Annotated in this window: 26 protein-coding genes; 14 read left to right on the forward strand and 12 right to left on the reverse strand. The window is 60.0% G+C overall.

The features are described from left to right. Nucleotides 1–45 precede the first annotated feature (45 nt). The gene (locus AB5Z09_RS06275; protein WP_005339958.1) at nucleotides 46–642 is read right to left on the reverse strand and encodes an NAD(P)H-dependent oxidoreductase; all 597 of its coding nucleotides are present in this window, start codon (nucleotides 640–642) and stop codon (nucleotides 46–48) included. 101 nt (nucleotides 643–743) lie between these two features. Continuing rightward, a complete protein-coding gene (locus tag AB5Z09_RS06280; protein ID WP_005348558.1) occupies nucleotides 744–1,586 on the reverse strand; it encodes a LysR family transcriptional regulator in 843 nt (280 codons plus the stop codon). 142 nt (nucleotides 1,587–1,728) lie between these two features. Here AB5Z09_RS06280 and AB5Z09_RS06285 point away from each other — a divergent pair, with 142 nt between their 5' ends. The 6 genes from AB5Z09_RS06285 (at nucleotide 1,729) to AB5Z09_RS06310 (ending at nucleotide 9,773) form a co-directional block, all read left to right on the forward strand. Continuing rightward, nucleotides 1,729–2,451 (forward strand): SDR family oxidoreductase, encoded by a 723-nt coding sequence (locus AB5Z09_RS06285; protein WP_005348556.1) that lies wholly within the window; start codon nucleotides 1,729–1,731, stop codon nucleotides 2,449–2,451. Between the two features lie 88 nt (nucleotides 2,452–2,539). Further along, nucleotides 2,540–2,863, forward strand: coding sequence for a hypothetical protein (locus tag AB5Z09_RS06290; RefSeq protein ID WP_124930363.1), 324 nt, complete (start codon nucleotides 2,540–2,542; stop codon nucleotides 2,861–2,863). Nucleotides 2,864–2,909: 46 nt separating this feature from the next. Continuing rightward, on the forward strand, nucleotides 2,910–3,341 hold the full coding sequence (locus AB5Z09_RS06295) for a DUF411 domain-containing protein (protein ID WP_368194871.1): 432 nt from the start codon (nucleotides 2,910–2,912) through the stop codon (nucleotides 3,339–3,341). 234 nt (nucleotides 3,342–3,575) lie between these two features. Further along, nucleotides 3,576–5,729, forward strand: a complete 2,154-nt coding sequence (locus tag AB5Z09_RS06300) for a S9 family peptidase (protein ID WP_368194872.1) — start codon at nucleotides 3,576–3,578, stop codon at nucleotides 5,727–5,729. Nucleotides 5,730–6,142: 413 nt separating this feature from the next. Continuing rightward, on the forward strand, nucleotides 6,143–7,114 hold the full coding sequence (locus AB5Z09_RS06305) for a TAXI family TRAP transporter solute-binding subunit (protein WP_368194873.1): 972 nt from the start codon (nucleotides 6,143–6,145) through the stop codon (nucleotides 7,112–7,114). Between the two features lie 103 nt (nucleotides 7,115–7,217). Next, complete coding sequence (locus tag AB5Z09_RS06310; protein ID WP_368194874.1) at nucleotides 7,218–9,773, forward strand: TRAP transporter permease; 2,556 nt, start codon at nucleotides 7,218–7,220, stop codon at nucleotides 9,771–9,773. 520 nt (nucleotides 9,774–10,293) lie between these two features. On the opposite strand, the gene AB5Z09_RS06315 is transcribed toward AB5Z09_RS06310, so the two are convergent. Continuing rightward, nucleotides 10,294–11,547, reverse strand: coding sequence for a phosphatidylserine/phosphatidylglycerophosphate/cardiolipin synthase family protein (locus AB5Z09_RS06315; RefSeq protein ID WP_368194875.1), 1,254 nt, complete (start codon nucleotides 11,545–11,547; stop codon nucleotides 10,294–10,296). A gap of 73 nt (nucleotides 11,548–11,620) precedes the next feature. Between AB5Z09_RS06315 and AB5Z09_RS06320 the strand changes: the two genes are divergently transcribed. Further along, nucleotides 11,621–11,797, forward strand: coding sequence for a hypothetical protein (locus tag AB5Z09_RS06320; RefSeq protein WP_216954770.1), 177 nt, complete (start codon nucleotides 11,621–11,623; stop codon nucleotides 11,795–11,797). Here the strand turns inward: AB5Z09_RS06320 and AB5Z09_RS06325 are convergent. From AB5Z09_RS06325 to tatA, 3 genes are all read right to left on the reverse strand, one after another. After that, nucleotides 11,775–13,196 carry a lytic transglycosylase F gene (locus AB5Z09_RS06325; RefSeq protein ID WP_216954769.1) on the reverse strand — a complete coding sequence of 474 codons (1,422 nt, stop codon included), beginning with the start codon at nucleotides 13,194–13,196 and terminating at the stop codon, nucleotides 11,775–11,777. The two genes, AB5Z09_RS06320 and AB5Z09_RS06325, sit on opposite strands and share 23 nt — an antisense overlap. Nucleotides 13,197–13,425: 229 nt before the next feature. Then, the gene (locus tag AB5Z09_RS06330) at nucleotides 13,426–13,728 is read right to left on the reverse strand and encodes a YfcZ/YiiS family protein (protein ID WP_005339945.1); all 303 of its coding nucleotides are present in this window, start codon (nucleotides 13,726–13,728) and stop codon (nucleotides 13,426–13,428) included. A 16-nt stretch (nucleotides 13,729–13,744) separates the two neighbouring features. Further along, entirely contained in the window at nucleotides 13,745–13,906 is a 162-nt protein-coding gene (gene tatA, locus AB5Z09_RS06335; RefSeq protein ID WP_005339944.1) for a twin-arginine translocase TatA/TatE family subunit, read from the reverse strand. Between the two features lie 276 nt (nucleotides 13,907–14,182). Here tatA and AB5Z09_RS06340 point away from each other — a divergent pair, with 276 nt between their 5' ends. Continuing rightward, nucleotides 14,183–15,151 (forward strand): LysR family transcriptional regulator, encoded by a 969-nt coding sequence (locus AB5Z09_RS06340; protein ID WP_005357635.1) that lies wholly within the window; start codon nucleotides 14,183–14,185, stop codon nucleotides 15,149–15,151. A 77-nt stretch (nucleotides 15,152–15,228) separates the two neighbouring features. Here the strand turns inward: AB5Z09_RS06340 and AB5Z09_RS06345 are convergent, their stop codons facing one another. Both AB5Z09_RS06345 and AB5Z09_RS06350 read right to left on the reverse strand, forming a co-directional pair. After that, nucleotides 15,229–15,828 (reverse strand): YhgN family NAAT transporter, encoded by a 600-nt coding sequence (locus AB5Z09_RS06345; protein ID WP_041202392.1) that lies wholly within the window; start codon nucleotides 15,826–15,828, stop codon nucleotides 15,229–15,231. 99 nt (nucleotides 15,829–15,927) lie between these two features. Further along, the gene (locus AB5Z09_RS06350) at nucleotides 15,928–16,173 is read right to left on the reverse strand and encodes a YecH family metal-binding protein (RefSeq protein ID WP_005357633.1); all 246 of its coding nucleotides are present in this window, start codon (nucleotides 16,171–16,173) and stop codon (nucleotides 15,928–15,930) included. Between the two features lie 209 nt (nucleotides 16,174–16,382). Between AB5Z09_RS06350 and AB5Z09_RS06355 the strand changes: the two genes are divergently transcribed. After that, nucleotides 16,383–17,666: a dicarboxylate/amino acid:cation symporter gene (locus tag AB5Z09_RS06355; RefSeq protein WP_216954768.1), complete on the forward strand. Its 1,284-nt coding sequence runs from the start codon at nucleotides 16,383–16,385 to the stop codon at nucleotides 17,664–17,666. A gap of 11 nt (nucleotides 17,667–17,677) precedes the next feature. On the opposite strand, the gene AB5Z09_RS06360 is transcribed toward AB5Z09_RS06355, so the two are convergent. Continuing rightward, complete coding sequence (locus AB5Z09_RS06360) at nucleotides 17,678–17,992, reverse strand: DUF2007 domain-containing protein (RefSeq protein ID WP_005339933.1); 315 nt, start codon at nucleotides 17,990–17,992, stop codon at nucleotides 17,678–17,680. A gap of 9 nt (nucleotides 17,993–18,001) precedes the next feature. Further along, nucleotides 18,002–18,904 carry a LysR family transcriptional regulator gene (locus AB5Z09_RS06365; RefSeq protein ID WP_157161571.1) on the reverse strand — a complete coding sequence of 301 codons (903 nt, stop codon included), beginning with the start codon at nucleotides 18,902–18,904 and terminating at the stop codon, nucleotides 18,002–18,004. Between the two features lie 96 nt (nucleotides 18,905–19,000). Between AB5Z09_RS06365 and AB5Z09_RS06370 the strand changes: the two genes are divergently transcribed. Beyond that, entirely contained in the window at nucleotides 19,001–20,053 is a 1,053-nt protein-coding gene (locus AB5Z09_RS06370) for an HlyD family secretion protein (protein ID WP_368192580.1), read from the forward strand. After that, on the forward strand, nucleotides 20,053–21,606 hold the full coding sequence (locus AB5Z09_RS06375; RefSeq protein WP_368194876.1) for a DHA2 family efflux MFS transporter permease subunit: 1,554 nt from the start codon (nucleotides 20,053–20,055) through the stop codon (nucleotides 21,604–21,606). Before AB5Z09_RS06370 ends, AB5Z09_RS06375 begins: the two co-directional genes overlap by 1 nt. Before the next feature lie 77 nt (nucleotides 21,607–21,683). Here AB5Z09_RS06375 and AB5Z09_RS06380 read toward each other — a convergent pair whose 3' ends face one another. Beyond that, nucleotides 21,684–22,310 carry a lysoplasmalogenase gene (locus AB5Z09_RS06380; RefSeq protein WP_107682255.1) on the reverse strand — a complete coding sequence of 209 codons (627 nt, stop codon included), beginning with the start codon at nucleotides 22,308–22,310 and terminating at the stop codon, nucleotides 21,684–21,686. Between the two features lie 175 nt (nucleotides 22,311–22,485). Between AB5Z09_RS06380 and AB5Z09_RS06385 the strand changes: the two genes are divergently transcribed. Then, on the forward strand, nucleotides 22,486–22,641 hold the full coding sequence (locus AB5Z09_RS06385; protein ID WP_159158034.1) for a hypothetical protein: 156 nt from the start codon (nucleotides 22,486–22,488) through the stop codon (nucleotides 22,639–22,641). Between the two features lie 81 nt (nucleotides 22,642–22,722). Here AB5Z09_RS06385 and AB5Z09_RS06390 read toward each other — a convergent pair whose 3' ends face one another. Continuing rightward, nucleotides 22,723–23,841, reverse strand: a complete 1,119-nt coding sequence (locus AB5Z09_RS06390; RefSeq protein WP_368194877.1) for a fatty acid desaturase — start codon at nucleotides 23,839–23,841, stop codon at nucleotides 22,723–22,725. 147 nt (nucleotides 23,842–23,988) lie between these two features. Between AB5Z09_RS06390 and fabR the strand changes: the two genes are divergently transcribed. Next, nucleotides 23,989–24,609, forward strand: a complete 621-nt coding sequence (gene fabR, locus AB5Z09_RS06395; RefSeq protein ID WP_005339921.1) for an HTH-type transcriptional repressor FabR — start codon at nucleotides 23,989–23,991, stop codon at nucleotides 24,607–24,609. A 19-nt stretch (nucleotides 24,610–24,628) separates the two neighbouring features. Beyond that, nucleotides 24,629–24,994, forward strand: a complete 366-nt coding sequence (locus AB5Z09_RS06400; RefSeq protein ID WP_368194878.1) for a YijD family membrane protein — start codon at nucleotides 24,629–24,631, stop codon at nucleotides 24,992–24,994. The last annotated feature ends 489 nt before the right edge of the window (nucleotides 24,995–25,483 follow it).

Below are 25,483 nucleotides of genomic sequence, written 5' to 3' on the forward strand. Positions count from 1 at the left end.
TCTGATCCGGCTCATAAGCTCGGCCAACAAGCTGCCCGTGTGTCATCAGAGCACCTCCAGCAAGTCGCGCAGATAAGGGCGCCCGGCCAGCTGCTCCGGGGTCAGCTGATCGTCACGCAAGGCGCAAAGCAGCTGGCGGTAGTCCTGCCCGCAGCGGCGCAGAGCGGCGGGATCCTTGATCTTGTGAAAGGAGTGCAGCACGAAAGGGGGCAGCCAGTTCATGCCGCACAAGGTGGCCGCCTGCTGAAATGGCAGCAGAAAATCGAGCAGCGGTCGGCTGTTGTACCCCTCGCTGCAGTAGGACTCCGGCGCCCCGCCGGTGGTGATGGCGCTCAGCCACTGCTTGCCCTTGAGGGCGTGGGCTTCAGGACCGTAGGCGTAGCCATACTCCAGCACCAGATCCATCCACTCCTTCATGATGGCCGGACAGGAGTACCAGTAAAACGGGTGCTGGAAGACGATGATATCGTGCTCACAGAGCAGCGCCTGCTCCCGCTTCACATCGATGAACATGTCGGGATAGTGCTGATAGAGGTCGTGAACCGTGACCCCCTCCAGCCCCTCAATCGCCTGCAACAGCTGCTTGTTGGCCCGCGAGCTCTGCAGCGCGGGATGGGAAAAAATAACCAGAATGCGTTTCATGACCACATCACCCGAACAAAGCCTTGCGGTGCAAGGCGAGGTAAACAGAAAAGGGGAGTCTGGGGAGCTGCATCGTAAAGGTGCACAGGAGAGCGACCTTATCAGGAAGCGCCATAGCCTGCCAACTCGGGGATCAGCTCCCGCAGCGCCGGATTGAGGGTCTGGTGGGCGGGATAGCAGAGCCCAATCCGGCGAAACATCCGCGGCCCGCTCACCGGCAGGGTGCAGAGCCCCGCCTCATCCTCCACCAGCCCGTCCGGCAGAAAACTGATGCCAACCCCAGCCAGCACCAGCGCCATCACCAGCCCCTTGCTCTCGGCCTTGGCCACCAGATTGAGGGTAAGCCGGTCACAGGCCAGCAGGCCGATAGTCTGCTGATGGGCTTCGCAGGGCGGGCACTCAATAAAATCATAATGTTGCAGCTCGGACAGCTCGATCCTTTCGCGACTTGCAAGGGGATGGTCGACCGGCACGCAGAGCACGTAATCCTCCTCCCACAGCGGCAGAAAGATCTCGTCCTCCCGGCGCAAGGCATCCAGCGTCAAGCGGCAGTCGGCGGGGGTGGTGTAGTCGGAGAGGGTGAGATCCAGCTGCGGCAACACGCCCTGCACTTGCTGCAACAGCCCGGCCACCCGGCGGCGACTCAAGTCCGGCATGATGGCGATATTGAGCCTCGCACGCGTCGCTTTCTGGCGAAACAGCTCCGGCAAACGGCGCGCCTCCTCCACCAGCTTGACCGCGTGAGGATAGAGATAGTGGGCCGGATCTTTCGCCACCACCCCCTTCTTGCCCCGGACAAACAGGCTGTCACCGAGCGCCTCTTCCAGCTGGCGCAGCCCCGCCGAGAGGGAGGGCTGGCTGACGTGGCAGCGCTCGGCCGCCGCCGTGATGTTCTTCTCTTCATAGATGGCGATGAAGAAACGCAGCAATCTCAAGTCCAGCATAAACCAACCATAGTTTTTTCAGATGATAACCAGCGGAAAACAATATTTATCACTTATAGATACAGTGACTATAGTGATTGGGTTCCGTGCTGGCCAGCCACCTGTTTGCTCAAACCGCCCCTTGAATCAGAAGGAAAGACCCATGTCCAAATCTCTCGTCGTGATCACCGGTGCCTCCGCCGGTATCGGTGCCGCCATCGCCCGTGCCTTCTCTGCCGCCGGTCATCCGCTGCTGCTGCTGGCCCGCCGGGTCGAGCCGATGCAGGCACTGAACCTGCCCGATACCCTCTGCATCGGGGTCGATGTGACCGACACCGCAGCCATGAAGGCCGCCGTCCAGCAGGCAGAAGCCAAATTTGGCCCGGTCGGCTGCATGGTCAACAACGCCGGCGTCATGCTGCTGGGTCAGGCCGATGTGCAGGATCCCGCCGAGTGGCAGCAGATGCTCAACATCAACGTCATGGGGGTACTGAACGGCGTCCACGCAGTGCTGGCAGGCATGAAGGAGCGCCGCAGCGGCACCATCATCAACATCAGCTCCATCGCCGGTCGCAAGACCTTCCCGAACCATGCTGCCTACTGCGCCACCAAGTTCGCCGTGCACGCCCTGACCGAAAACATCCGGGAAGAGGTGGCCGATGTCGGCGTGCGAATGGTGACCATTGCCCCGGGTGCGGTCGAGACCGAGCTGCTCAGCCATACCACTGACGAGAGCATCAAGGCCGGTTACCACGACTGGAAAGATCAGATGGGTGGCGTCATTGCGCCGGAAGTGATCGCCGATGCCGTGCTCTACGCCTGGAACCAGCCTGCCAACGTCTGCGTGCGCGAGATCGTGCTGGCGGCGACCCGTCAGCAACCTTAATCCTGGCTGACTGACTCTATGGGGAGGGCTTGACCCTCCCCCGGGGCACAGGGTTACCATGTGCCCCTTGTTATTTTCGAGTCATTCCATGGTTCTCACCCGTCGCCAACTCGCTCACGCCCGTCGCTGGCTCCCCTTGTGGAGTCTGGTGCTGGTGTTGATGTCGTTTGGCAGCCGGGCCGCAACCGACCTCTGTACCCTGACTACCCACTGCAGCCAGAGCGAGCGCACCCTGGAAAAGGCGATGCCCTGCGGCAGCTTTACCACCGCCCTCTCGATGACGCTGGTAGGCAACGACAGCCTGACGGTCGCCGTACTGGAACCGGATACCCCTGACTTCGCCTCCCCCTCTCTCTTTATGCCGGACGCCCCGTGCGAGCGGCTCGAACGTCCCCCACGCACCCGGATCTGAAACGCATCCCGTATCGGGCATCTTTTCTTTCAATCTGAGGTGAGTGATGTACAAACCCCTGTTACTGGCCATGCTGGCCGGTACCATCAGCTTTTCGGCCCTCGCGGCCGAGAAGATGACCGTCTACAAATCCAAATATTGTGGCTGCTGCCAAAGCTGGAACGAGCACATGGAGCAGAATGGCTTCGAACTGGAGGTCATCGAAACCGAACAGCTCGGCGCAGTGAAGCAGCAATACGGTATCGCGCCGGAACTGGCTTCTTGCCATACCGGTATCGTAAATGGCTATGTGATCGAGGGGCATGTACCGGCCGCCGATGTGCAGAAGCTGCTCAGGGAAAAATCGGCGATCCGTGGCCTGACCATTCCGGGCATGCCCCAGAGTGCACCGGGCATGGATATTCCGGGCCATCCCTATGAGGTACTGAGTATCAGCAACGAGGGCGCGACCAACCGCTGGTCGAGCTACCCCGGCTGACGAAAACTGGCCATGAGAGGGCACTCCCATATCATGTGAGGCACACCTGAGCGGACTCTTGCCGCTCATGGCCAGAAAGAGGGCCGCTATCGCGAGATAGCGGCTTTTTTTGATTACATTTCCTGCAATAACAAGGGATTGCTTGCAACCACCGGCAACAAGGGGCAGATTTAACGCCAATTCATGGAGCCGATGCTCAGGTCTACCAACCCTTTCCAGCGCCAAGGATGCGACATGTTTACCTTTTCCCGAGGAGTTCTGCTGCTAGCCTTTCTGACAGTTCTCCCCCCCACTTATGCCAATGAAGAGCCCGCCATGCTGACAAGCGAACATCCAATCCAGCCGCCCGTGGCCGCCAAACATCCCCGCACTTTGAAAAAACACGGGGATACCCGCATCGACAATTACTACTGGCTGCGTGACGACGAGCGGCAGAAGCCCGAGGTGTTGGACTATCTCAAGGCCGAGAACGCCTATACCGAGGCCATGCTCAAGCCGACCCAGCCCCTGCGCGAACAGCTTTACAAAGAGATGGTCGCCCGCATCCCCCAGCAGGATGAGTCGGTGCCCTATGTGAAGAACGGCTACCGCTACCAGACCCGCTATGAGCCGGGCAAGGAGTACGGGATCTATTCGCGTACCAAGCTCGGTGAAGAGCAGGCGAGCCTGCTGCTCGACAGCAACCTGCGGGCTGAAGGGCACGAGTTCTATGCCCTCGGCGCCCTTGAGGTGAGCCGCAACAACCGCTGGCTGGCGGTGGCGGAAGATTTCCTCTCCCGCCGTCAGTACCAGATCCAGTTCCTCGATCTGGAGAGTGGCCAGTGGGCCACCGACAAACTGGAAAATACCTCCGGCAATCTGGTGTGGGCCAACGACAACAAGACCGTCTTCTATGTGCGCAAGCACCCGCAGACCCTGCTGCCCTATCAGGTCTATCGCCATACGCTCGGGACGGATCCGGCCACGGACAAGCTGGTCTACGAGGAGAAGGATGACTCCTTCTACATCAGCCTCTACGCCACCACCTCGGAAGATTTCATCGTCATCGCCCTCTCCAGCACCACCACAGGCGAAGCACGGCTGATCGATGCCAACCAGCCGGAGCACGCCCCCCGCCTGTTCCTGCCCCGTCAGGTGGATCACGAATACAGCCTGGATCACTACCGCGGCCGCTTCTATGTCCGCTCCAACAAGGATGGCAAGAACTTCGGCCTCTACGAGACCAAAGAGAGCCCGGTCGATCGCTGGAAGGCGGTGATCGCCCCCAATCCGGACGTGCTGCTGGAGAGCTACGCCCTGTTCAAGGATTGGCTGGTACTGGAAGAGCGCAACAAGGGGCTGACCCGCTTGCGTCAGGTCAACTGGCAGAGCGGTGAGCAGAAGGAGATCGCCTTCGATGATCCCGCCTATGTCACCTGGCTCGCCTACAACCCGGAGCCGGATACCAGCGCCCTGCGCTATGGCTACTCCTCCATGACAACCCCCGCCTCCACCTATGAGCTGGATATGGCGAGTGGCAAGCGCACCCTGCTCAAGCAGCAGCCGGTGGCCGGCTTCAAGGCCGACCAGTACGCCAGCGAGCGGCTCTGGGTAACCGCCCGCGACGGCGTATCGGTGCCGGTGTCGCTGGTCTATCGCAAGGACAAGTTCAAGAAAGAGCAGGCCGATGCGCCCAAGAATCCGCTGCTGGTCTATGGCTACGGCTCCTACGGCGCCAGTATGGATCCCGACTTCAGCAGCTCGCGCCTGAGCCTGCTGGACAGAGGCTTCGTCTACGCCATCGCCCATATCCGGGGTGGTGAAGAGCTGGGCCGTCACTGGTACGAAGATGGCAAACTGCTGAAAAAGCAGAACACCTTCAATGACTTCATCGATGTCACCAAGGCGTTGGTGGAGCAAGGCTACGGTGCCAGGGATCAGGTCTACGCCATGGGCGGCAGCGCCGGCGGCCTGCTGATGGGGGCAGTCATCAATCAGGCACCCGAACTCTATCGCGGCGTGGTGGCACAGGTGCCGTTCGTCGATGTGGTCACCACCATGCTTGACGAGTCGATCCCCCTCACCACCGGGGAGTATGACGAGTGGGGCAACCCGAACCAGAAGCGCTACTACGACTACATGAAGAGCTACAGCCCCTACGATCAGGTCAAGGCGCAAGCCTACCCCAACCTGCTGGTCACCACCGGGCTGCACGACTCGCAAGTGCAGTATTGGGAGCCCGCCAAGTGGGTCGCCAAGCTGCGCGAGCTGAAAACAGATGATAACAAGTTGTTACTGAACACCGACATGGACGCCGGCCACGGCGGCAAGTCGGGCCGCTTCAAAGCCTACGAGGATATCGCGCTGGAATACGCCTTTATCCTGGATCTGGCCACCCCGGCCAACTGATCTCTCATGACTCCGGCCCTTGTCATTCAAGGGCCGCATAAGAATCCTCTCGTAGTTTTTCCCTCTTCCATTTCCCTTCATATCAAATTAATCTTCGGCAAGAAAATGAATGATCGAGGTCATGTTTCTCAAGATTTAACTCCGCTATTTTGCCATTTCGTTTGATTTATGTTGGGTGAATGTGCTTAATCGGAGTGCTTGCAACTTTTTATTTGGCCCCTCAGGGGCCAATTTATCTTCGACCGACAGGAGGTCGGTAGCCTCACCACAGGATGAGGGTGACTGCCGGAAAGGGGGTGATCAACTCCCCCGCTTTCGCGCAACGAGAAGAGCGGGCAAGCCCGGCGCAGAACGGGATTGCCATCAATTTATCCGGGGATCGGATAAACAAAATCAAAGAAAAGGGAGAAAAAATGAAAGGATTAACTTTGGCATGCGCCCTGTCGGCGGCTCTGGTCGGTGTTTCATTCGGTGGTCCTGTACAAGCGCAGGAGCGCTTCGTGACCATAGGCACCGGCGGTCAGACCGGCGTCTACTATGTCGCTGGCCAGTCCATCTGCCGCTTCCTCAATCGCGGCGCCGCCGATCACCAGATCAAGTGCAACGCCCCGGCCAGTGGCGGCGGTGTAGCCAACGTCAACGGCATCCGCAGCGGTGAATTCAACTTCGGCATCATGCAATCCGACCACCAGTTCAAGGCGATGAAGGGGCTGCCACCGTTCCAGGCCGAAGGGGCCATGGACGATATGCGCGCCGTCTTCTCCCTGCAGAGCGAGGTGTTCACCATCCTGGCTCGCCGCGATGCCAAGATCGCCAGCTTCGACGACCTGAAAGGCAAGCGCGTCAACATCGGCAACCCGGGCTCCGGCCAGCGTGACACCATGGAAGAGATCATGGCGGTCAAAGGCTGGAAGAAGGGTGACTTCGGTCTGGTCTCCGAGCTGAAACCGGCCGAACAGGCCTCCGCCCTCGGTGACAACAACATCGACGCCATGAGCTACTTCGTCGGTCACCCGAACGGCGCCATTCAGGAAGCTTCCACCACCACAGATGCAGTACTGGTACCTGTGACCGGCGCCGACATCGACAAACTGCTGGCCGAGAAGAGCTACTACAGCAAGGCCGAGATCCCGGGCGGCATCTACAAGGGCAGCGACAAGCCGACCCCCTCCATCGGTGGCAAAGCGGTGCTCTCCACCAGCGCCAAAACCGATCCGGAAGTGGTCTATCAGCTGGTCAAGTCGGTGTTCGACAACCTGGATCGCTTCAAGCGCCTGCACCCTGCCTTTGCCGACCTGAAAGAGGCCGACATGATCAAGGTAGGTCTCTCTGCACAGCTGCATGAAGGGGCTGCCCGCTACTACAAAGAGCGCGGCTGGCTCTGATTGAAGGCCCCGGGGCCTTTGTCACTCTCTTCGACACCCGTCTGCCGCCTGATTGCGGGGGCGGGTGTCGCTCTTGTTGTACTCGTTGGCACAAGTTAACCCTATGCAAGATAAACAACTCTCTACCGAGGAACTGATCGCCCAGGATGTGGGCGCTCGCCTGCCGCTGGGCATCATGGGCTGGCTCATCACAGCACTGGCGCTGGCCTGGTCGCTGTTCCAGCTCTGGATCGCTTCGCCACTCCCCTTCATGGTGGGGTTTGGCGTACTCAATGACACCGAAACCCGCTCCATTCACCTCACCTTTGCCCTGTTGCTCGCTTTTCTGGTGTTCCCGGCATTTCGCTCCTCGCCGCGGGATCGGGTCCCCCTCGGCGATATCGCCCTCGGTCTGATCGCTGCAGGCGCCGCGTCTTACCTGTTCGTGATGTATGAAGCACTGGCGCTGCGCCCCGGCACCCTCACCACCGCCGATCTGGTGACCGCCTGCATCGGCATTCCGCTGCTGCTGGAAGCGGCGCGCCGCGCCCTGGGGCCGGCACTGGCGGTCATCGCTATCGTCTTTCTGATCTACAGCCTGGCGGGCCCCTGGATGCCGGGACTGCTGGCACATCGCGGGGTAGGCTTTACCGCACTGGCCAACCACCAGTGGATCACCACCGAAGGGGTGTTCGGCATCGCCCTTGGCGTCTCCACCAGCTTCGTGTTTCTGTTCGTGCTGTTCGGTGCCCTGCTGGAGCGGGCCGGTGCCGGTCACTACTTTATCCAGCTCGCCTTCAGCCTGCTCGGTCACCTGCGCGGCGGCCCGGCCAAGGCAGCAGTGGTCGCCTCCGGCCTGACCGGTCTGATTTCCGGCTCGTCGATTGCCAACGTGGTGACCACCGGCACCTTCACCATCCCGATGATGAAGAAGGTGGGCTTCAGTTCAGAGAAAGCGGGGGCAGTGGAAGTGGCCTCCTCGGTCAACGGCCAGATCATGCCGCCGGTGATGGGGGCTGCGGCTTTCCTGATGGTCGAATACGTGGGCATCCCCTACGTGGAGATCATCAAGCACGCCTTCCTGCCTGCCGCCATCTCCTACATAGCGCTGCTCTACATCGTCCATCTTGAGGCGCTGAAACTGGGCATGCAGCCCATCGGCAACCATCAGCCCAAACCCTGGCTGCGCCGCCTGACCGGCTTTGCCTTTGGCGCAGCCCTCATCAGCGGCCTGTCACTGGCGGTCTACTATGGCCTCGGCTGGCTCAAACCTGCGCTGGGTGACTACGCACTGCCGGGGATCTCGGTACTGCTGGCTGCCACCTATGTGGCTCTGTTGAAGATCGCCGCCAGCAATGAACCGCTGCCTGCCGAAGATCCCGACAAGCCGCTCACCGAGTTGCCCAACACCCGCGCCGTGCTGCTCTCCGGCCTGCACTTCCTGCTGCCGGTGGTAGTACTGGTATGGTGCCTGATGGTGGAGCGCCTCTCGCCGGGGCTGTCGGCCTTCTGGGGTACCGTGATGCTGGTGATCATCCTGCTGACCCAGCGCCCGCTGCTCAACTGGCTGCGCAAGGACGGCAAGCACGACTACGGCACCGTCGCTGACGGCGTGGTGGATCTGCGGGAAGGGCTAGTCGCCGGTGCCCGTAACATGATCGGTATCGGCATTGCCACCGCCACCGCGGGGATTATCGTGGGTGCGGTCTCCCAGACCGGGGTCGGTCTGGTGCTGGCGGATCTGGTGGAGTTCCTCTCCATGGGCAACCTGCTGCTGATGCTGCTGCTCACCGCCCTGCTGAGCCTGATCCTCGGCATGGGGCTGCCGACCACTGCCAACTACATCGTCGTCTCCAGCCTGCTGGCGCCAGTTGTGGTGACGCTGGGGCAGCAAAACGGGCTGATCGTGCCGCTGATCGCGGTGCACCTGTTCGTCTTCTACTTCGGCATCATGGCGGATGTGACGCCGCCGGTGGGACTGGCCTCCTTCGCGGCTGCGGCTGTCTCCAAGGGCGATCCCATCAAGACCGGGATCACGGCGTTTTACTACAGCCTGCGTACCGCGGCGCTGCCATTCCTGTTTATCTTCAACACCGACCTGCTGCTGATCGACGTGGACTTCGCCCACGGGGTGCTGATCTTCATCGTGGCGACCATCGCCATGCTGATCTTCGCCGCCGCCACTCAGGGCTGGTTCCTGGTGAAGAGCCGCTGGTACGAGAGTGTGCTGCTGTTGCTGGTCGCCTTTACCCTGTTCCGCCCGGGTTTCTGGATGGACATGGTGCACGACCCCTATCGCAAGACCCCGCCTGCCCAGCTGGCCCAAACCATTGGTGAAGTGGAGGCGGAGAGCACCCTGCGGCTGCGGATCCTCGGTGAAGATGCCGTGGGCAAGCCACGCAAGTTCACCCTGCTGGTCGCCGTACCGGATGGGGCAAATGGCGAGGAGCGGCTGGCCAATCTGGGGCTGAGCCTCTATGAGCAGGATGGCAAGACGCTGATCGACAACGTCGCCTTTGGCAGCCCGGCCGCCACCATGGGACTGGAGTTCGATCAGGAGATCCTCACCGTCAAGGCGCCGACCGAGCGCTGGACCAAGGAGTGGATGTGGATCCCGGGCTTCCTGCTGTTCGGGGCGATCGTCTGGCTGCAGCGTCGCCGCAGCATCAAGGCCGGTTAATCCACCGGGCAGATGAGACAGAGGGCCGCTATTGCGGCCCTCTTTTTATTGCCTTGCCCTCTGCGGCTCTTGCGATGAGCGACAGTCATGGAAAGGGTAAACGGTGGCGAGCGGCCAAAAAAGTGGGGTGACATGTCCATGTCACCCCCTCGCAAATGGCATGTTCCATATTGGAGTCCGGCCACACCGGGTCTCTGTTTCACTTTTCGATAGTTCGCGACCCATCTGACGTGAGCGCCAATTGCAGCGATGCAACCGACCAGCTACCCGTTACAACCTTCGTCCACACGGCAGACAAGCCACCGTGTTTGTCCTTGCAACTGAAATATTACGCATAAAAACAAAATAAAAAACGTTTTTATGCTGATTCCATTCACATCAGAGTACAAAAAACAGCCTTATCATCACCACTAAATTGTTATAAAACAGTAAGATAGATTCATGCATGGTTATTCACCCGCAAAGGGCATCAGCAATGGCTTACACGGCTTTGCGAGATCTCGCACAAAAAATGGCCGCCTCACAGCCAACGCCGCAGTGGCAACCAGTCGCTCAGGCGGGCTATCAGTCGCCTTGACCACCCCTCGGGTTTGCGCGGCAATCCACCCGCCTGCTCCTGCCAGCGAGCCAGCCACGTTCGCAGCGCCTCGCAGATCGGCGGGCAGTGTAGATGCAGCATCAGCTCGGTATTGAGAAACAGCGAGCGGGGATCGAGGTTGAGGCTGCCAAACAGCGCCCGCTCCTCTCCCAGCAGGATCAACTTGGCGTGCAGGCTGCCGTGGCCATGGTCAAACTCGGCGACCCGGATCCCGCGCCGCAGCAACCAGCCGAGATAATGCTGATAGGCACCATAGACCAGTGGCACATCGGTGCTGGCCAGCGAGTTGGTGAGAATGTCGATGGCGACCCCCTGCTGGCGCAGCCGCGCCAGACGGTGCCGGAACCCGCGGGTCAGAATGAGGTAAGGGGTCACCAACCCCAGTGAGCCGGGATTGTCAGCCAGCTGGCGCCAAAGCTGGCGGGCAGTGGTGGGGCGGGAGATCAGCCCCTTGCCGGGACGGTCGAACCACACCTCGGCCCGCCCCTCATGCCATTGCAGCGGCAAATCGCGCTCGTCAAACAGCGCCGCGGGCAGATCGTAAACCGTGGCCACCGCCGGATCCGTCATGGTGAACAAGAAGTCGTTGACCACCTCTATTTCGGCGGGCAGCAGCTCGCGGCGCAGCAGATGGCGGATGGGGTGACTCCAGCGGCTGTGCCAGAACTGCTCGAACCCCTGCGCCATCTGCTGGCACAGTCCCCCCTGACAGGCGAGATCGAGATCCACGAAGGGCGCTTGCAGATCCAGACCGAAGTAGCGATCGCCTATGTTGCGCCCGCCGATCAGCGCCAGCTTGCCATCCACCAGCAGCAGTTTGTTGTGCATCCGGTGGTTGATGCGGCGAAAGCTGAGCAGTCCCTCCAGCAGCAGTGCCAGCGGGCGCCAGCCCCGCAGCCAGAAGGGGTTGAACAGCCGCACTTCGATCCCGGGGTAGTGAGCCACCATCTCCAGAAAGCGGTTGTCACCGGCATAGAGATCATCCACCAGCAGCTGCACCTTGACGCCGCGCCGGGCGGCGTGAAGCAGCTCGCTCAGCAGCAGCTTGCCGCTGCTGTCCTCCTCCCAGCTGTAGTACTGCGCCTGGATCCGCTCTCGGGCATGGCGGATCCAGTGGCAACGCACCTTGAGCGCCAGCAGGGGATCATCGATCAGGGCAAAGGATCCGGGGATCATGGTGTCATCCTGCTGTCATGGCCGGGTGTCATAACGCTGGCGAGCCTCTTCACATATTCAAAAGGAGTTGCTGATGGAACTGCATGATACCCCGATGTTGCGCTATCTGGGCCAGCTCAGCCAGCCAGATCTCATCCCGGCCACCGACCCCGCCCACTGGTTTTTGCAACACAGGGACGGTGGCTGGCAATTGCCGACCGTGCAGGCGACCCTGCCGGTCAACCGGCTCAGGGCTGAGCCGCTTCGATAGCGGCAGCCTTGCCCTCGATCTGGGGCAGGCTGAAACGATAGGCTACGTAGTACTTGTAGATGGTGCCGACATAGTTGATCGGCCCCTGTCCGACTTCGTTGGCCACCAACTGATCCACGTTGCCGAACCAGACGTTGGGATCGAGCCCCAGTTTCTCCGCCTTGCCTCGCAGCGCCTGCACCCGGTTCGGCCCGGCGTTGTAGGCGGCGAGGGCAAACAGGTGGCGGTTGAGCCGATCCAGCTTGGGATCATTGAAGTAGGTATCGAGGATCAACCGCATGTAGCGGCAGGCGGCCTCCACATTGCCCTCCAGCGTGGTGAGTCTGGCGCCGTTGATGCCGACCTCCCGCCCCGTACTGGGTAGCAGCTGCATGAGGCCCACGGCCCCCTTGGGCGAGCGCGCCTTGGGATTGAGGCCGGACTCCTTGTAGCCAAGCGCCGCCAGCATCAGCCAGTCGAGATCGTATTGATTGGCGTACTTCTCCAGCACCTTGCGAATGTTCGCGAGGCGCCCCATGGGGTCCGGCGCCAGGATATTGCTCATCTGATCGCTGCGAACCAGCAACCGGCGCAGGGTCATGTCACTGTAAAGGCTGTTGCGGCTGACACTCGCCAGATAACCATTGACCGCCTTGAGCAGCTCGGGGCTGTTCTTGCGCAGCGCCCAGGCGCTGGTGCCGTTGCTGCGCAGGGGGATCAGCTTGTGGGCCTTGAGGCCGGAGATCATGCCACCCAGCCAGATCCGCCCCTTGTAGCTGTCGGTCACCGTCAGGGGAATAATACCTGCGGCCACCATCTCCAGCAGATCGCCATCCTGCAGATATTCGGGCACCGTCTCGATATAGACGGGGGGCAGCCCCAGCTCGCGAAACAGCCAGTTGAGCTGACGCAGGCTCTCGTAGTAGCTGGAGCTGGCCCGCACCCAGACCCGCCTGCCGGAGAGCTGGGTAATGCGGCTGAAGGCGGGCAGGCTCTGCTGGCTCACCACCCACTCCTCTATGGATGAAATGAGCGGCCGGGAGAAGGCCACCTGTTCACGCCGGGTCGGAGTCACCGTCATGGTCGCCGCCACCAGATCGCCACGCCCCTCGGTCAGATAGTCCAGCAGCTTGTCCTGACGCACCGGGATGTAGACCACCTTGAGTTTGACCTTCTCTTTGGCGAGATAGGTCTTGTTCAGCCAGCGTTCGAACCCTTGCAGCTGATTGACCAGAATGCCGTACTGGGCGCCGCGATCGAGAAAGTAGAAGCCGCGCTCATAGACCACCAGCGCCCTGAGTTCGCGCTTTTGCAGAATGCTTTCGAGGTCCCCGGGTTGGGGCAGACGCTGTGGCTTGAGTTCAGCCGCCAGCAGGGGAAAACAGCAGAGGGCCAGCAGCGCCCAGATCCAGCGTTGCATCACGATGGCTGCCCCTGTGCTGAGGTCACGCCTGCTGCCTGTTGGCAGCTCGGATCACGATAGAGGGTGGGATTGGGGGCAGAGATCCATCGCTGCGTCATGATGTTTACGCCTTCTGTTGGCCGACTCGCGCCGGGCAAAAACGTCTGTGGGATAGAGTAACTATAGAACGCCGACCCACAGCAGAAGGGTCAACACGGCAGGCAAACCTGCCGCGTTATCAGACAACTCAGATAGAGCGGGCCCGCATTTCGAAAATCAGTTTTTCGGCGGTGCAGGTGAATTGCAGGCGGGCTTTCAGGATCACGCCGTTGGCGCCCTGGGTCAGTTCGCTGCTCACTTGAGCTTCGGCAGTGACCTGTTTGGCCAGTGCTTCATAGGCAGCCAGCTTGGCGCGGGCATCAGCCTCGGCAGCGGCTTCAATCACCAGATCCATCACATCGTCGCCTTCGCCGATGATGGTGCCGATCTCGGCAAAACAGCCACAGCTGTCACAGGTTTCGTTCAGTTCAACTTTCTCGTCTACAGACATTTTCTACTCCTACTGCTTATTTCGGATGATTTGCGTCGTCACGCATCGCCTTGCGAAAATCTTTGATGGCGGTACCCAGATCCTCACCTGCACTGGCAAGACGCTTGCTGCCGAAGACCAGCACAACGACCAGCAAGAGGATCAACATATGCCAGATATGAATTCCACCGAGTCCCATAGGGATACTCCCTCACAAAGAGATATCTGTTACTTGTATCAAAATAGAGCGCAGGGATTGTTGGGCAAAATCAAGGCAGGTGCAAGTGAGCAAATAAATCATAGCCAAAAAATAGGGCGACCCAAAGGTCGCCATATTGATTGTGCTACATGTCCCCTCAACCGCTACATCCTGTACCAGTGGTTCATGCGAACCTGAGACCATTCGAGGATAAGATCGCCAAGATATGAAAACAAATGGTATAAATTCATCTTAGAATTGAAGAGGATTCATATCATGCTGCTGGAACAACTGGGTCGCATCGACCTCAATTTGCTGATTATCCTGCAGGTGCTGCTGGAGGAGCGCAACGGCAGCAAGGCGGCACGCCGCCTTCATCTGAGCCAGTCCGCCGTCAGCAAAGCCCTCGGCCGTCTGCGCGATACCTTCAATGATCCCCTCTTCATCCGCTCTGCCTACGGGCTGGAACCCACCGGCCGCGCCCTTGCGCTGCAACAGCAGTTGCAACCCATCCTGCTGTCGCTGGATAACCTGATCCAGCCGCCCGAGTTCGACCCCGCCAGCTCGGAGCGGGAGTTCGTCATCGCCAGCATGGACAGCGCCTTCACCCTGTTTGCCCCGCTCTACCTGAGCGAGCTGAAGCGGCAGGCACCAAGGATCCGCTTGCGTTACGAGGAGTGGACCGAGAACAGTCTGACCGAGATGAGTCAGGGACAGGTGGACATCGCCTTCGCGGTGCGGGAGAACTGCATCAGCTCCGATTATCGGCTCGATACCCTGCCCGACAGCATCTGTCAGCGAGTGCTGGCGGTCGATGATCTCACCTGTCTGGTGCAGCAGCACCACCCCGCGCTGCGAGAGCCCAACTGGAATCTGGAGCACTACCTCAGTTATCCCCATGTGCAGACTTACTGCGAGGGACGGGACCGCTGGATGCTGGATCACAAGCTGGCAGAGCAGGATCTCTACCGGCGTATCGAGGCAACCGTGCCCTCCTTCGAGGCGGCGCTGCGGATGGGGATGCACTCCGACATGATAGTGACCCTCTCCAGGCTCTACGCCCGCCACGCCACCCAGGTCTATCCGCTGTTGCAGTTGCCGCTGCCCATCGGGTTGGACAGCATCTCCCATCTGCTCATCTGGCATCAGCGTCACAGCGAGGATCCGGGCCACCGCTGGCTGCGGGAATTGTTGCTCTCCCTCATCATGAGCAAACTGGAACCCGCTGCGACCACTCACGGGTGACGGCACGCCCTCTCGGCAGGAAAAAAAGAACGGGGCTCTGCGTAGCCCCGTTTCATTTATTTCGGTATGTAAACCGGTCAGCCCTGACCGGTCACCGCCAGATAGTGATGTACCCCGTCCAGCAACATCTGAACCGAGATCATCACCAGCAGCATGCCCATCAACCGCTCCACCGCAGTGAGTCCCCGCTCACCCAGCAGCTTGTTGAATACCTCGTAGAACATCAGGATCACCGCGCTGGCGGCCCAGGCCATAAAGAGCGCCAGCGACCAGTCCACCATCCGGGCCGGCTCCTGATTGGCCAGCAGCATCAAAGAAGCCAAGATAGAAGGACCGGCGATCATCGGGATCGCCATCGGCACCAGGAAGGGCTCCTCGCCCGCCGCCAGCCCGGTCACGCCCCCCTCACTCGGGAAGATCATCTTGATGGCGATCAGGAACAGGATAATGCCCCCAGCAATGCTGACCGCCTCCTGCCGCAGGTTGAGGAAACCGAGGATCTGCTGACCGACGAACAGGAACAGCATCATGATGGCCAGCGAGAAGAGCAGCTCGCGCACCATCACCTTGCGGCGGCGCTTGGGATCGATATGACGCAGGATAGAGAGGAAGACCGGCAGGTTGCCCAGCGGGTCCATGATCAGAAACAGCATGACTGCGGCAGAGAAAGTATCCATACAACGCCCGGGCTACGCCCTGAATAGGGAAAAGAGAGGGGGCGAAATATAGCAAAGGGCGAAGAATTGAGCGAGCGCCATGATGCGCTCGCAGCGGGATTAACCGTGGTTGCAGATCTTGTCGGCACGGGTCTGGAAACCCTCGGCCGAGTCGATGAATTTGCCGCGAGCAGCCAGAAAGTCGATCAGCGCTTCCGCATCCATCTCGCTGGCGCTGCAGGTATGAAAACGGGCCTCGGCACCGAACCGTTCGGCCATCGCCTGTTTCAGGCTGGCACGGGTAAATTGCCCCCCTTGTGCCAACATCATCTCCATCACTTCGTGACCATGAACCGATTGCGACATCTCTCACCTCAATAATGAACATATTTAATGCCAATTAAATATCTCCCCGTCCGGAGGGATCTTGATATAGGCCAATAAATTGCGCATTTCCTGGTCAGGGGAGTGGTCACCGCCACCGCTTTGTCGATAATGTGGCAACCCGCGTCAGGGATCGCTACACTGGCGCCCCTTTTTGGCCATCGCAGACAATGTATAAGGATATTGGCGTCATGCTGTTCCATGGAGAGGCTCTCAAGCCCTGGCAGATCTGGACCCGCCGACCACTCTGGCTCAAGACCCTGATCGGCATGCTGACAGGGGTGGGTCTGGGCGTCGGCTTTGAAGAGCAAGCCCTGTTGCTCAAGCCCCTTGGCGTCCTGTTCGTCAACACCATCCAGATGCTGATGGTGCCCCTCATTTTCTGCTCGGTCATCGCCGGTCTCACCTCGCTGCTCAAGGGCAAGGCCCTCGATCGCATCGGCAGCAAGGCGATCTGCCTCTACTTCTGTTCGACCGCCATCGCCATCTGCATCGGCCTGATGATGGGCTGGCTGCTGGAACCCGGCATGGGTGCCGACATGGGCCCCTATGATCGGGTCGGTATGTCGGAACCACCAACCCTGGCCAGCGTGCTGAGCCATCTGGTACCGAGCAACCCGGTACAGGCGATGGTGGATGGCAAGATCCTGCAAGTGATCGTCTTTGCGGTGGCGCTGGCGGTCGCCCTCAATGCCAGCGGTCGCCGTGGCCGTCCCGCCATCCTCTTCTTCACATCGCTGGCCGAGGGGATGTTCAAACTGACCCAGATGGTGATGGCGCTCGCCCCTTACGGTGTCTGCGCCCTGATGGCCTGGATGACCGGCAAGTACGGTCTCGACCTGCTGCTGCCGCTGCTCAAGGTGATCGGCGCCGTCTACCTCGGCTGCCTGCTGCACGTGCTCGGGGTCTACAGCACCCTGCTGCTCCTGCTGGCACGGCTCAATCCGCTGCACTACTTCAAGAGCATCGTTGACGCTCAGGCGGTGGCCTTCACCAGCAGCTCCAGTAACTCCACCCTGCCCATCAGTCTGGCCTGCGCCGAGAAGCGGCTGGGAGTCTCTCCCGCCATCACAGCCAAGGTGCTGCCCATCGGCGCCACCATCAACATGGATGGCACCGCCCTCTATCAGGGAGTGACTGCGCTGTTCGTGGCTCAGGCATTCGGGGTGGATCTGCACATGGTCGATTATCTGACCATCATCAGCATCGCCACCCTGGCCAGTATCGGCACCGCAGGCACCCCGGGCACCGGATTGATGCTGCTGACCCTGACCCTGACGGCGGTGGGCTTGCCGCTGGAAGGGGTGGCACTGATTGCGGGCATTGACCGGATCCTCGACATGGCGCGCACCACGGTCAATGTTTCGGGGGATATTCTGGTGTCGGTGCTAATCGCCCGCAGCGAAAACGAACTGGATCTGGCGACCTATCACGATGCCAGCGCAGGAGAAGATATCGAGTTCCCGCCGCGCTAGCGGAAGAAAGATCAGCTGTCGTGGGGATCGTGATGACAGCGCCAGCAGACATCGAAGTTGGCGCCGTTCTCCTCCCCGCACTGGCCGCACAGCCAGCCGTTACCCTGACGCTGCTGGTAACGCTCGATGACCCGTCCTGCCTTGCTGCGATCCTCGGCCCGCACCATCAGGGTCACCTGCAACATGTCGACCGGCAGCTCGCCAAGGGCGCCAGACAGCCCCTCGCCATTGAGGCGCACCAGCACCCCTTCCGCCTCCAGCGCCCCTTTCAACGCGTGCGCCTCCAGGGTGTGTGAGGCGCGATAGAGATTGATCCAGTTATCCATAGCTCCCCCTTACAACAACTTGTCGATGCCAAACTCGGCGCCGTTCTCAATCATGAAATCGATGAATGCCCGCAACTTGCGCGGCATCAGTTGCCGCTCCGGAAACAGCAAATAAATCGGCACCCTGGGTTGCTGCCACTCTGGCAGCAGGATCACCAATTCGCCGCTGGCCAGCTCATCCTGACAGAGCATAGCGGGTAACGAGGCCAACCCCAGCCCCGCCTTCGCAGCCTCCCGGGCACAGGTAATATTATTGACCCGAAAACGGGATGGGGGGTCAACCAGCACCTCTCTACCATCCAGCTCGAAGCACCAGTGAGAGGCAAGAAACCCGCTGCTCACCGTCACCCGCTCGAGGTTAGCCAGATCCTCCGGCCGCTCGATGACCGGGCTGCGGGCCAGATAGTCCGGGCTGGCACAGAGCAGCCTCCCGGTGCTCCAGAGTCGGCGCGCCGCCAGATTGGAGTCGCTCATGTCGCCAATCCGCACCACCGCATCCAGCCCTTCGCTGATGGGGTCCACCACCCGGTTGGTCAGCTCCAGCTCCACCTGCAGGGCGGGATAGGCCTGCAAAAACTTGGCGACCAAGCGCCCGACCACCAGTTGCCCCGTCTCGATGGGCACCGCCAGTTTGAGGGTGCCGGTCACCTCCTGCTGGCTGGCGCTCAGCATCAGCTCGGCTTCGGTCAGGGCATCGACCGCCTTGCTGCAGTGCAGGTAGTACTTCTCCCCCTCCTCGGTCAAGGTGAGCTGACGGGTGGAGCGATAGAGCAGACGCACTCCGAGCCGCTGTTCCAGTTCGGCGATGCGGCGGCTGACCATCGCCTTGGTCATCCCCAGCTCGCGGGCGGCCCCCGTAAATGAGCCCTTGTCGACGATACGCACCAGAATTAACGCGGCATTGAGATCCATTGTTGCACCAGTGAAACTGTATATCTCGTGAACCAATACTAATCGAAACAGTTGACCAGTGTTAGCCTGCGCCCCTTAAGTTCAGGAATCACAAAAATGAGTCAACACAAGAAAATTCCCCTGCTGGCAGCCATGATATTGGCGCTGCTCGGTCTGCTGTTCGCCGGTTACTGGTATCTTCACGGCCGCTATTTTGAAAGCACCGACAACGCCTATCTGCAAAGTGAAGTGACCGGGATCAGCTCCAAGCTGCCCGGCTATATCCGCGAAGTACTGGTTACCGACAACCAGCCGGTCAAAGCGGGCCAGCTGATCGCCCGGCTCGATGATCGCGAATACAAGACCAGGGTCGCGGAAGCGGAAGCCGACCTGCGCCTCAATCAGGCGACGGCCGAAAATCTGGCTGCCACCCGCACCCAACAACTGAGCCTGATCCAGCAGGCCGAGGCCAAGGTCGCCTCCGCCAATGCCGAACAGCTGCGCGCCAGCCAGCAGGTCAACCGGATCAGTCAGCTCAACCAGCGCCACTACAGCTCGCAAGACAGTCTGGACGAGGTGCGGGCCGGCCTGCAGGTCAATCAGGCGCAAGCCCGGGAGGCCCAAGCCGCCCTGCAGGCGGCCCGTGAACGACTGCTGGTACTGGATGCCGAGCGCAAACAGAATCTGGCCAAGCTGGCATTGAGCGAAGCACAACTGGAGCAGGCCAAGCTGGAGCTAGGTTATACCGAGCTGCGGGCGCCGGCCGATGGCATCATCGGCAAGCGCAGCCTGCGGGAAGGACTCTACGTCCAGTCCGGCATGCAGGTCGCCAGCCTGGTGCCGCTGCAGCAGGTGTGGGTCGAGGCTAACTTCAAGGAGACCCAGCTCGCCCATATGCAGCCGGGCCAGAAGGTCGAAGTGGTGCTCGATGCCTACCCGGATCAACCGGTCGAGGGGGTCATCGACAGCCTGGCCCCAGCCACCGGCGCCAAGTTCGCCCTGCTGCCACCGGAGAATGCCACCGGCAACTTCACCAAAATCGTGCAGCGGGTACCGGTGAAGATCCGCATCCCCGAGCCGGGCCCGCTGGCAGGCAAGCTGCTGCCGGGTCTCTCGACCGAAGTGATCGTGGATACCCGCACTCCTGATCCCGTGGTGGCTGCCAACTGATGGAACCCATTCCACGTCGCAACTGGATCGCGGTCATGGGGGGCCTTATCGGCGCCTTTATGGCCATCCTCGATATCCAGATCACCAATGCCTCCCTGAAGGACATTCAGGGGGCCCTGTCGGCCACCCTGAGCGAGAGCTCCTGGATCTCCACCTCCTATCTGGTGGCGGAGATGATCGCCATCCCCCTGAGCGGCTGGTTGAGCCGGGGGCTGAGTGTGCGCCGCTACCTGCTCTGGACCACCGGCGCCTTTATCGCTGCCTCCGTGCTCTGCTCGTTCAGCTGGAACCTCACCAGCATGATCGCCTTCCGGGCGCTGCAGGGCTTCACCGGCGGGGCGCTGATCCCGATGGCCTTTTCCCTCATCGTCACCCTGTTACCGCTACAGAAGCGGGCCACCGGCATGGCCCTGTTTGGCCTCTGCGCCACCTTCGCCCCCGCCATCGGTCCGACCCTCGGCGGCTGGCTCACCGAGCAGATGTCGTGGCACTACATCTTCTATCTCAACGTGCCACCGGGACTGCTGGTGATGGCTATGCTGGCCCACGGGCTTGATAAAAAACCGGTTGACTGGGCCGTGATCAAGCGGGTAGACCTCATCGGGATTGTCACCATGGCGCTTGGCCTCGGCTTGCTGGAGGTGGTACTGGAGGAGGGCAACCGGGAGGACTGGTTCGGCTCAAGCTTCATCGTGCGACTGGCAGTCATTTCGGCGGTGGCGCTGGTGTTCTTCGTCATCAGCCAGCTGATCCGCCGTCACCCGCTGGTCAATCTGCGGCTGCTGCACAACCCGCGCTTCGCGCTGGCCTGCTTCGCCTATCTGATCCTCGGCATGGCGTTGATGGGATCCATCTATGTGCTGCCGCTCTACATGACCCAGATCCACAACTACAACGCGCTGGAGATCGGCGAAGTCCTGATGTGGATGGGACTACCGCAACTGCTGGTGCTACCGCTGGTGCCCAGGCTGACCCACAAGATAGACCCGCGCTATCTGGTGAGCTTCGGCTTCCTGATCTTCGCCGTCAGCTGCTTTATGAACGTCAACATGAGTGCCGACTACGCCGGGCCGCAGCTGATCCAGTCGCTTATCGTGCGGGCGCTGGGGCAGCCCTTTATCATGGTGCCGCTCTCCCTGGTCGCCACCGCCAGCCTGAGCCACGACGAGATCCCCTCCTCCTCGACCCTGCTCAACGTGCTGCGCAACCTCGGTGGTGCGTTCGGTATCGCCATCATCGCGACCATGCTCGATAACGATACCCGCACCCATGTGCTGCAGATTGGCAGCACTCTGGCCGCCAGCAGTATCGAGGGGCAGAGCTATCTGCTGCAGCTGGCCCAGAGCATGATGGCGCAGGGTTCAGGCCCCGAGATTGCCCAGCAGCAAGCCCACGCCATGCTGGCCAATACCATCAACCGGGAAGCGGCCATCATGGCCTACAACCAGGTGTTCTACATCATGGGGATCTTCCTGCTGATCGCCAGCGCACTGATGCTGTTGCTCAAATCCCCCGCCCCACGGGCAGCAGATGCCGAACCGCTAGAGGCGTGAAAAACGCCGGGCATAAAACGAAAAACGGGCAAGCGCCCGTTTTTCGTTATCTGTTGCCTGTACTCAACCGCATGGCGTTATCCCGCCAGCGACCCCGCAATCAGGAATTGCGCCGCAAAGTAGCTACTCATCACCCAGGCGCGGGCGTGGGGAAAGGGGCAGCGGAAGCGATCGAGCGCCAGCATGCTGTCGGAGAAGAGGAACATCAGCGCCCCCACCAGAGCGGCGGCAGAACCAGCAGTGAGAGAGGCGTGCCAGGCACCGGCGGCCACCCAGGCCATGCCAATGATCACCAGCATGTAGCAGAAGACCGGGATCCGCATCTCCCCAAGCTTGCCCCACAACAGGCCGAATACCATGCCGGCGATCAGCAACAGCAGCAAACCATCCACCAGATTGAGCAACAACGGCCCCTGAGCAAAACCGACGATATAGCAGAGATGCGCGACAAGAAATGCCGCCAACCCCTGAATGAAGCGATCGCTTGGCAACATCAGCAGCACATCGCCCGCCAGCGAGAGGCAGAGGCCGAGCAGGATCCAGGCGTGTGAACCATCGTGGTCATAACTCTGGTAGCCGAACGCCAACGCGATGATAAGCAGCATGGTCAGCGGCTTGCTGATATAGAACTGGCGGCTGTCTGAACCGTAGGCAGCACGGATGTGCCACCAACCTGAAGCGATGATCAAGAAACTCAATAACATGCCCTGCTCCTCACCTGTTGCTCGCAGTCATACGGCAACCTTTTTTATCATGGTGCAGGGTAACAAATTCCCTCCCCCAGTGGCAGGGGTGCTGATCAAATGGACAGACTAAGCCTAAAGTCTAATTGCCGCCCCGAGTAGTTCAGGGCATAAGTGACGGGTCTGGAGGATCACCATGGAAGAAGCTATGAAGAACTATCTGCCCGCCATCGATATCATGATGTGCCATCTGGGGATCAGCTTTGAGCAGGCCTGCGAACAACTGGGTCTCAGCCAGCAGGAGCAACAGGCACTGGATCAGTTGCAGCAACAGCAGAGCCAAACCAACTAGCCCGTTCAAACATGCATACCAAAGAGAAGACCGCCAGCAGGCGGTCTTCTCTTTTAGTCTGTGTGATACCTCGGCAAGGCATCATGCAATGCCTGCCAGCAGGCGACTCCAGTTGCGTTTACCAGCGATGAAGCCGTCCCGCAGGGCCCGATACTCCAGTTGCAGCTTGAGATGGTCATAGCGCGCCAGCGCCTTGCGCTTGCGCAGCTCCAGCAGCCGCTTGCGACTGGCATAATAGTGTTGCAACTGCTGGCTCAGCTTGTCGTACTCCTCCTGCAGCAGCGCCTGCCACAGTTCGCGATCTTCCTGCTTGCGCAACTTGGCTTGTGCCCGTTTCAGCTGCATCTGCAGCCGGGCCTGTTCGATACGCTCCTCCGGCGAGGATCTGAGATCCCCCGCCAGACCACACCAAGAGGCGAGCCGGATCAACCACTTGGTCGGATCGAACTGCCACCAGTGAATGCCGTTGCGGTAGTCATTCTCGAACAGGTGGTGAAAGTTGTGGTACCCCTCGCCAAAGGTGAAAAAAGCCAGGATGCCGTTATCGCGAGCGGTATTGCGGTCGGTATAGGGCTGACTGCCCCAGATGTGGGCCAGCGAATTGATGAAGAAGGTGGTGTGGTGAGTCATCACCATTCTCAGCACGCCCGCCAACAGCAACATGCCGAGCAAGTCCCCGTGCCACAGGCCAAGCAGCAGCGGCAGCCCCAGATTAGCCGCCAGCGCCAGCGTCAGATAGTGACGGTGCTGAAACGCGACCACCGGGTTGTTTTGCAGGTCACGCACATTGCTGTAATCACCATAGCGATCTCCTTGATGCTCCCGCAACATCCAGCCGATGTGGGAATACCAGAAGCCGCGCCCCGCGCTGTAGGGGTCTTTATCGTTGTCATCCACATGACGATGGTGACGGCGGTGATCGGCCGACCAGTGCAGGGCCGAATTCTGTAGCGCCAACGCACCGCCGATGGCAAACAACCACTGCAAAGCGAGGTGCGCCTTGTAGGCCTTGTGCGACCAGAGCCGGTGATAGCCTGCGGTGATGGAGAGACCACTAAGGCAGAACAACAACAGGAAACTGGCCCACTGCCAGAGATCGTAACCGTGGCTCACGCCGTACCAGGGCACGACAATCAACGCCACTATCCCGGAGAGGGAGAACAGCAGGGTATTGGTGAAAATAATGGGGGGTCTGGCCATCTCATTGCATCCTTTCAGCGAACAGCTGTTAGCCATTTTCTATGGTGATTTCCTCACGGTCAATGGTAAAAAAGTAGGATACAAACCTGATCCTGAGGCGCCTTCGGGTTATCATTTGGCCTCAATAAGCTGAAGGTGACTGATTTCGTGGGTATTCGCGCTCAACAAAAAGAAAAAACTCGGCGTACATTGATCGATGCTGCATTCAGCCAACTGTGCGCCAATCGGAGTTTCTCCAATCTCAGCCTGCGGGAAGTCGCTCGTGAAGCGGGTATCGCTCCTACTTCTTTCTATCGCCACTTTCGCGATATGGAGGAACTGGGCCTGACCCTGGTTGACGAAGGAGGTCTTACCCTGCGCCAACTGATGCGACAGGCACGCCAGCGCATTGCCGGTGGTGGCAGTGTCATCAGCACCTCGGTGCAAACCTTTATGGAGTTCGTCGAGAACAACCCCAACATCTTTCGGCTGCTGCTACGGGAACGCTCCGGCACCTCGGCCGCCTTTCGTCAGGCGGTGGCTCGCGAAATCCAGCACTTCATTGCCGAGCTAACCGATTATCTGGAAGCCACCACCGAAGCACCACGGGAAGATGCCTACATCCAGGCAGAAGCCATGGTTACCATCGTCTTCAGTGCCGGTGCCGATGCGCTCGACATGACCAGCGAAGAGTGCCGGGCACTCTCCGACCGAACAATTCGCCAACTGCGGATGATCGCCATGGGCGCCGAGGTACAAAACCAGAAGCGCCGTGAACCTCACCCATGACCACAGGATGGAGAACGACATGCCTGAACAGCTTATGATCCCGAAAAAACCGCTTGCCATGGCCATGCTGATTGGTATCTGTGGCGATGCTTCTCTGGCCGTGCTGACCAACTCGGTCGTGCCTTTCTCCTTCTTCCCGCTGATTACCCTCTGGCTGGCGGCCTATCAGCTGTTCCAGCACTATCGCCATGAACCCATGGTGGGCAACACTCCCATCTGCACCCTGCTCTGCTTCTTTATCGGTGTCTTCGGCCACTCCGCGCTGCTCAAGGTGCAATACCCGGAGCTTGGCAGCAACTTCTTCTCCCTGATCATGATGCTGCTGTTACTGGCGGCCCTCTCCATCAAGCTCGGCCTGAGCATTGGCAACAAAGAGAAGCCCTGATAAATCGACCTAGTGATGGTAATCAGCTGATAGATAAAACAAATAGGCCTTTCCGTCGGGAAGGCCTATTTGCTTAAACGGTACCTGATTAATCCGGCAATCTCGGTATTCCCAACCTAGCCAAGCTGCTGGGCTTTAAGATCGACGTGCAAATGGAAGAGGGGGTGGTCAATATGGAACTTCCCTGCAACCAGCAGGCGGCAGAAGGCTGATTTGGCCGCCTGTAAACTCGCTCAAATGGCTGATAAGGCTCGGATATAGCCAGAAAATGGTGGACATAACCGGCTATCTGGCCATCCTTCCGACAGGTAAAAACGAGCCATTGGCTGGTTTAACAAGCTAAAAACACAAAAGCCCGGTCGTGAGACTGGGCTTTGACGTTCGTTCTGGTATGCAAATCTGTGGGTCTTATGGACAAAGTCGCCCATAGCAAAAAGGCCTTCCCAATCGGGAAGGCCTTCAAATTAGTGGCGGAGCGGACGGGACTCG

Source organism: Aeromonas sp. R2-2 (genome assembly GCF_040908355.1).
In the GTDB taxonomy this organism is placed as follows: domain Bacteria; phylum Pseudomonadota; class Gammaproteobacteria; order Enterobacterales; family Aeromonadaceae; genus Aeromonas; species Aeromonas veronii.

Excerpts from the sequence above, each read along its gene's own strand:
- AB5Z09_RS06330 (WP_005339945.1), bottom strand. The coding sequence starts at position 13,728 with ATGTCTGTAGACGAGAAAGTTGAACTGAACGAAACCTGTGACAGCTGT.
- AB5Z09_RS06360 (WP_005339933.1), bottom strand. The coding sequence starts at position 17,992 with ATGGATAACTGGATCAATCTCTATCGCGCCTCACACACCCTGGAGGCG.
- AB5Z09_RS06320 (WP_216954770.1), top strand. The coding sequence starts at position 11,621 with ATGGAACTGCATGATACCCCGATGTTGCGCTATCTGGGCCAGCTCAGC.
- AB5Z09_RS06300 (WP_368194872.1), top strand. The coding sequence starts at position 3,576 with ATGTTTACCTTTTCCCGAGGAGTTCTGCTGCTAGCCTTTCTGACAGTT.
- AB5Z09_RS06295 (WP_368194871.1), top strand. The coding sequence starts at position 2,910 with ATGTACAAACCCCTGTTACTGGCCATGCTGGCCGGTACCATCAGCTTT.
- AB5Z09_RS06345 (WP_041202392.1), bottom strand. The coding sequence starts at position 15,828 with ATGGATACTTTCTCTGCCGCAGTCATGCTGTTTCTGATCATGGACCCG.
- AB5Z09_RS06275 (WP_005339958.1), bottom strand. The coding sequence starts at position 642 with ATGAAACGCATTCTGGTTATTTTTTCCCATCCCGCGCTGCAGAGCTCG.
- AB5Z09_RS06400 (WP_368194878.1), top strand. The coding sequence starts at position 24,629 with ATGCCTGAACAGCTTATGATCCCGAAAAAACCGCTTGCCATGGCCATG.
- AB5Z09_RS06340 (WP_005357635.1), top strand. The coding sequence starts at position 14,183 with ATGCTGCTGGAACAACTGGGTCGCATCGACCTCAATTTGCTGATTATC.
- AB5Z09_RS06365 (WP_157161571.1), bottom strand. The coding sequence starts at position 18,904 with ATGGATCTCAATGCCGCGTTAATTCTGGTGCGTATCGTCGACAAGGGC.
- AB5Z09_RS06315 (WP_368194875.1), bottom strand. The coding sequence starts at position 11,547 with ATGATCCCCGGATCCTTTGCCCTGATCGATGATCCCCTGCTGGCGCTC.
- AB5Z09_RS06385 (WP_159158034.1), top strand. The coding sequence starts at position 22,486 with ATGGAAGAAGCTATGAAGAACTATCTGCCCGCCATCGATATCATGATG.
- AB5Z09_RS06380 (WP_107682255.1), bottom strand. The coding sequence starts at position 22,310 with ATGTTATTGAGTTTCTTGATCATCGCTTCAGGTTGGTGGCACATCCGT.
- AB5Z09_RS06305 (WP_368194873.1), top strand. The coding sequence starts at position 6,143 with ATGAAAGGATTAACTTTGGCATGCGCCCTGTCGGCGGCTCTGGTCGGT.
- AB5Z09_RS06290 (WP_124930363.1), top strand. The coding sequence starts at position 2,540 with ATGGTTCTCACCCGTCGCCAACTCGCTCACGCCCGTCGCTGGCTCCCC.
- AB5Z09_RS06325 (WP_216954769.1), bottom strand. The coding sequence starts at position 13,196 with ATGCAACGCTGGATCTGGGCGCTGCTGGCCCTCTGCTGTTTTCCCCTG.
- AB5Z09_RS06370 (WP_368192580.1), top strand. The coding sequence starts at position 19,001 with ATGAGTCAACACAAGAAAATTCCCCTGCTGGCAGCCATGATATTGGCG.
- AB5Z09_RS06280 (WP_005348558.1), bottom strand. The coding sequence starts at position 1,586 with ATGCTGGACTTGAGATTGCTGCGTTTCTTCATCGCCATCTATGAAGAG.
- AB5Z09_RS06390 (WP_368194877.1), bottom strand. The coding sequence starts at position 23,841 with ATGGCCAGACCCCCCATTATTTTCACCAATACCCTGCTGTTCTCCCTC.
- tatA (WP_005339944.1), bottom strand. The coding sequence starts at position 13,906 with ATGGGACTCGGTGGAATTCATATCTGGCATATGTTGATCCTCTTGCTG.
- AB5Z09_RS06350 (WP_005357633.1), bottom strand. The coding sequence starts at position 16,173 with ATGTCGCAATCGGTTCATGGTCACGAAGTGATGGAGATGATGTTGGCA.
- AB5Z09_RS06310 (WP_368194874.1), top strand. The coding sequence starts at position 7,218 with ATGCAAGATAAACAACTCTCTACCGAGGAACTGATCGCCCAGGATGTG.
- AB5Z09_RS06285 (WP_005348556.1), top strand. The coding sequence starts at position 1,729 with ATGTCCAAATCTCTCGTCGTGATCACCGGTGCCTCCGCCGGTATCGGT.
- AB5Z09_RS06355 (WP_216954768.1), top strand. The coding sequence starts at position 16,383 with ATGCTGTTCCATGGAGAGGCTCTCAAGCCCTGGCAGATCTGGACCCGC.
- AB5Z09_RS06375 (WP_368194876.1), top strand. The coding sequence starts at position 20,053 with ATGGAACCCATTCCACGTCGCAACTGGATCGCGGTCATGGGGGGCCTT.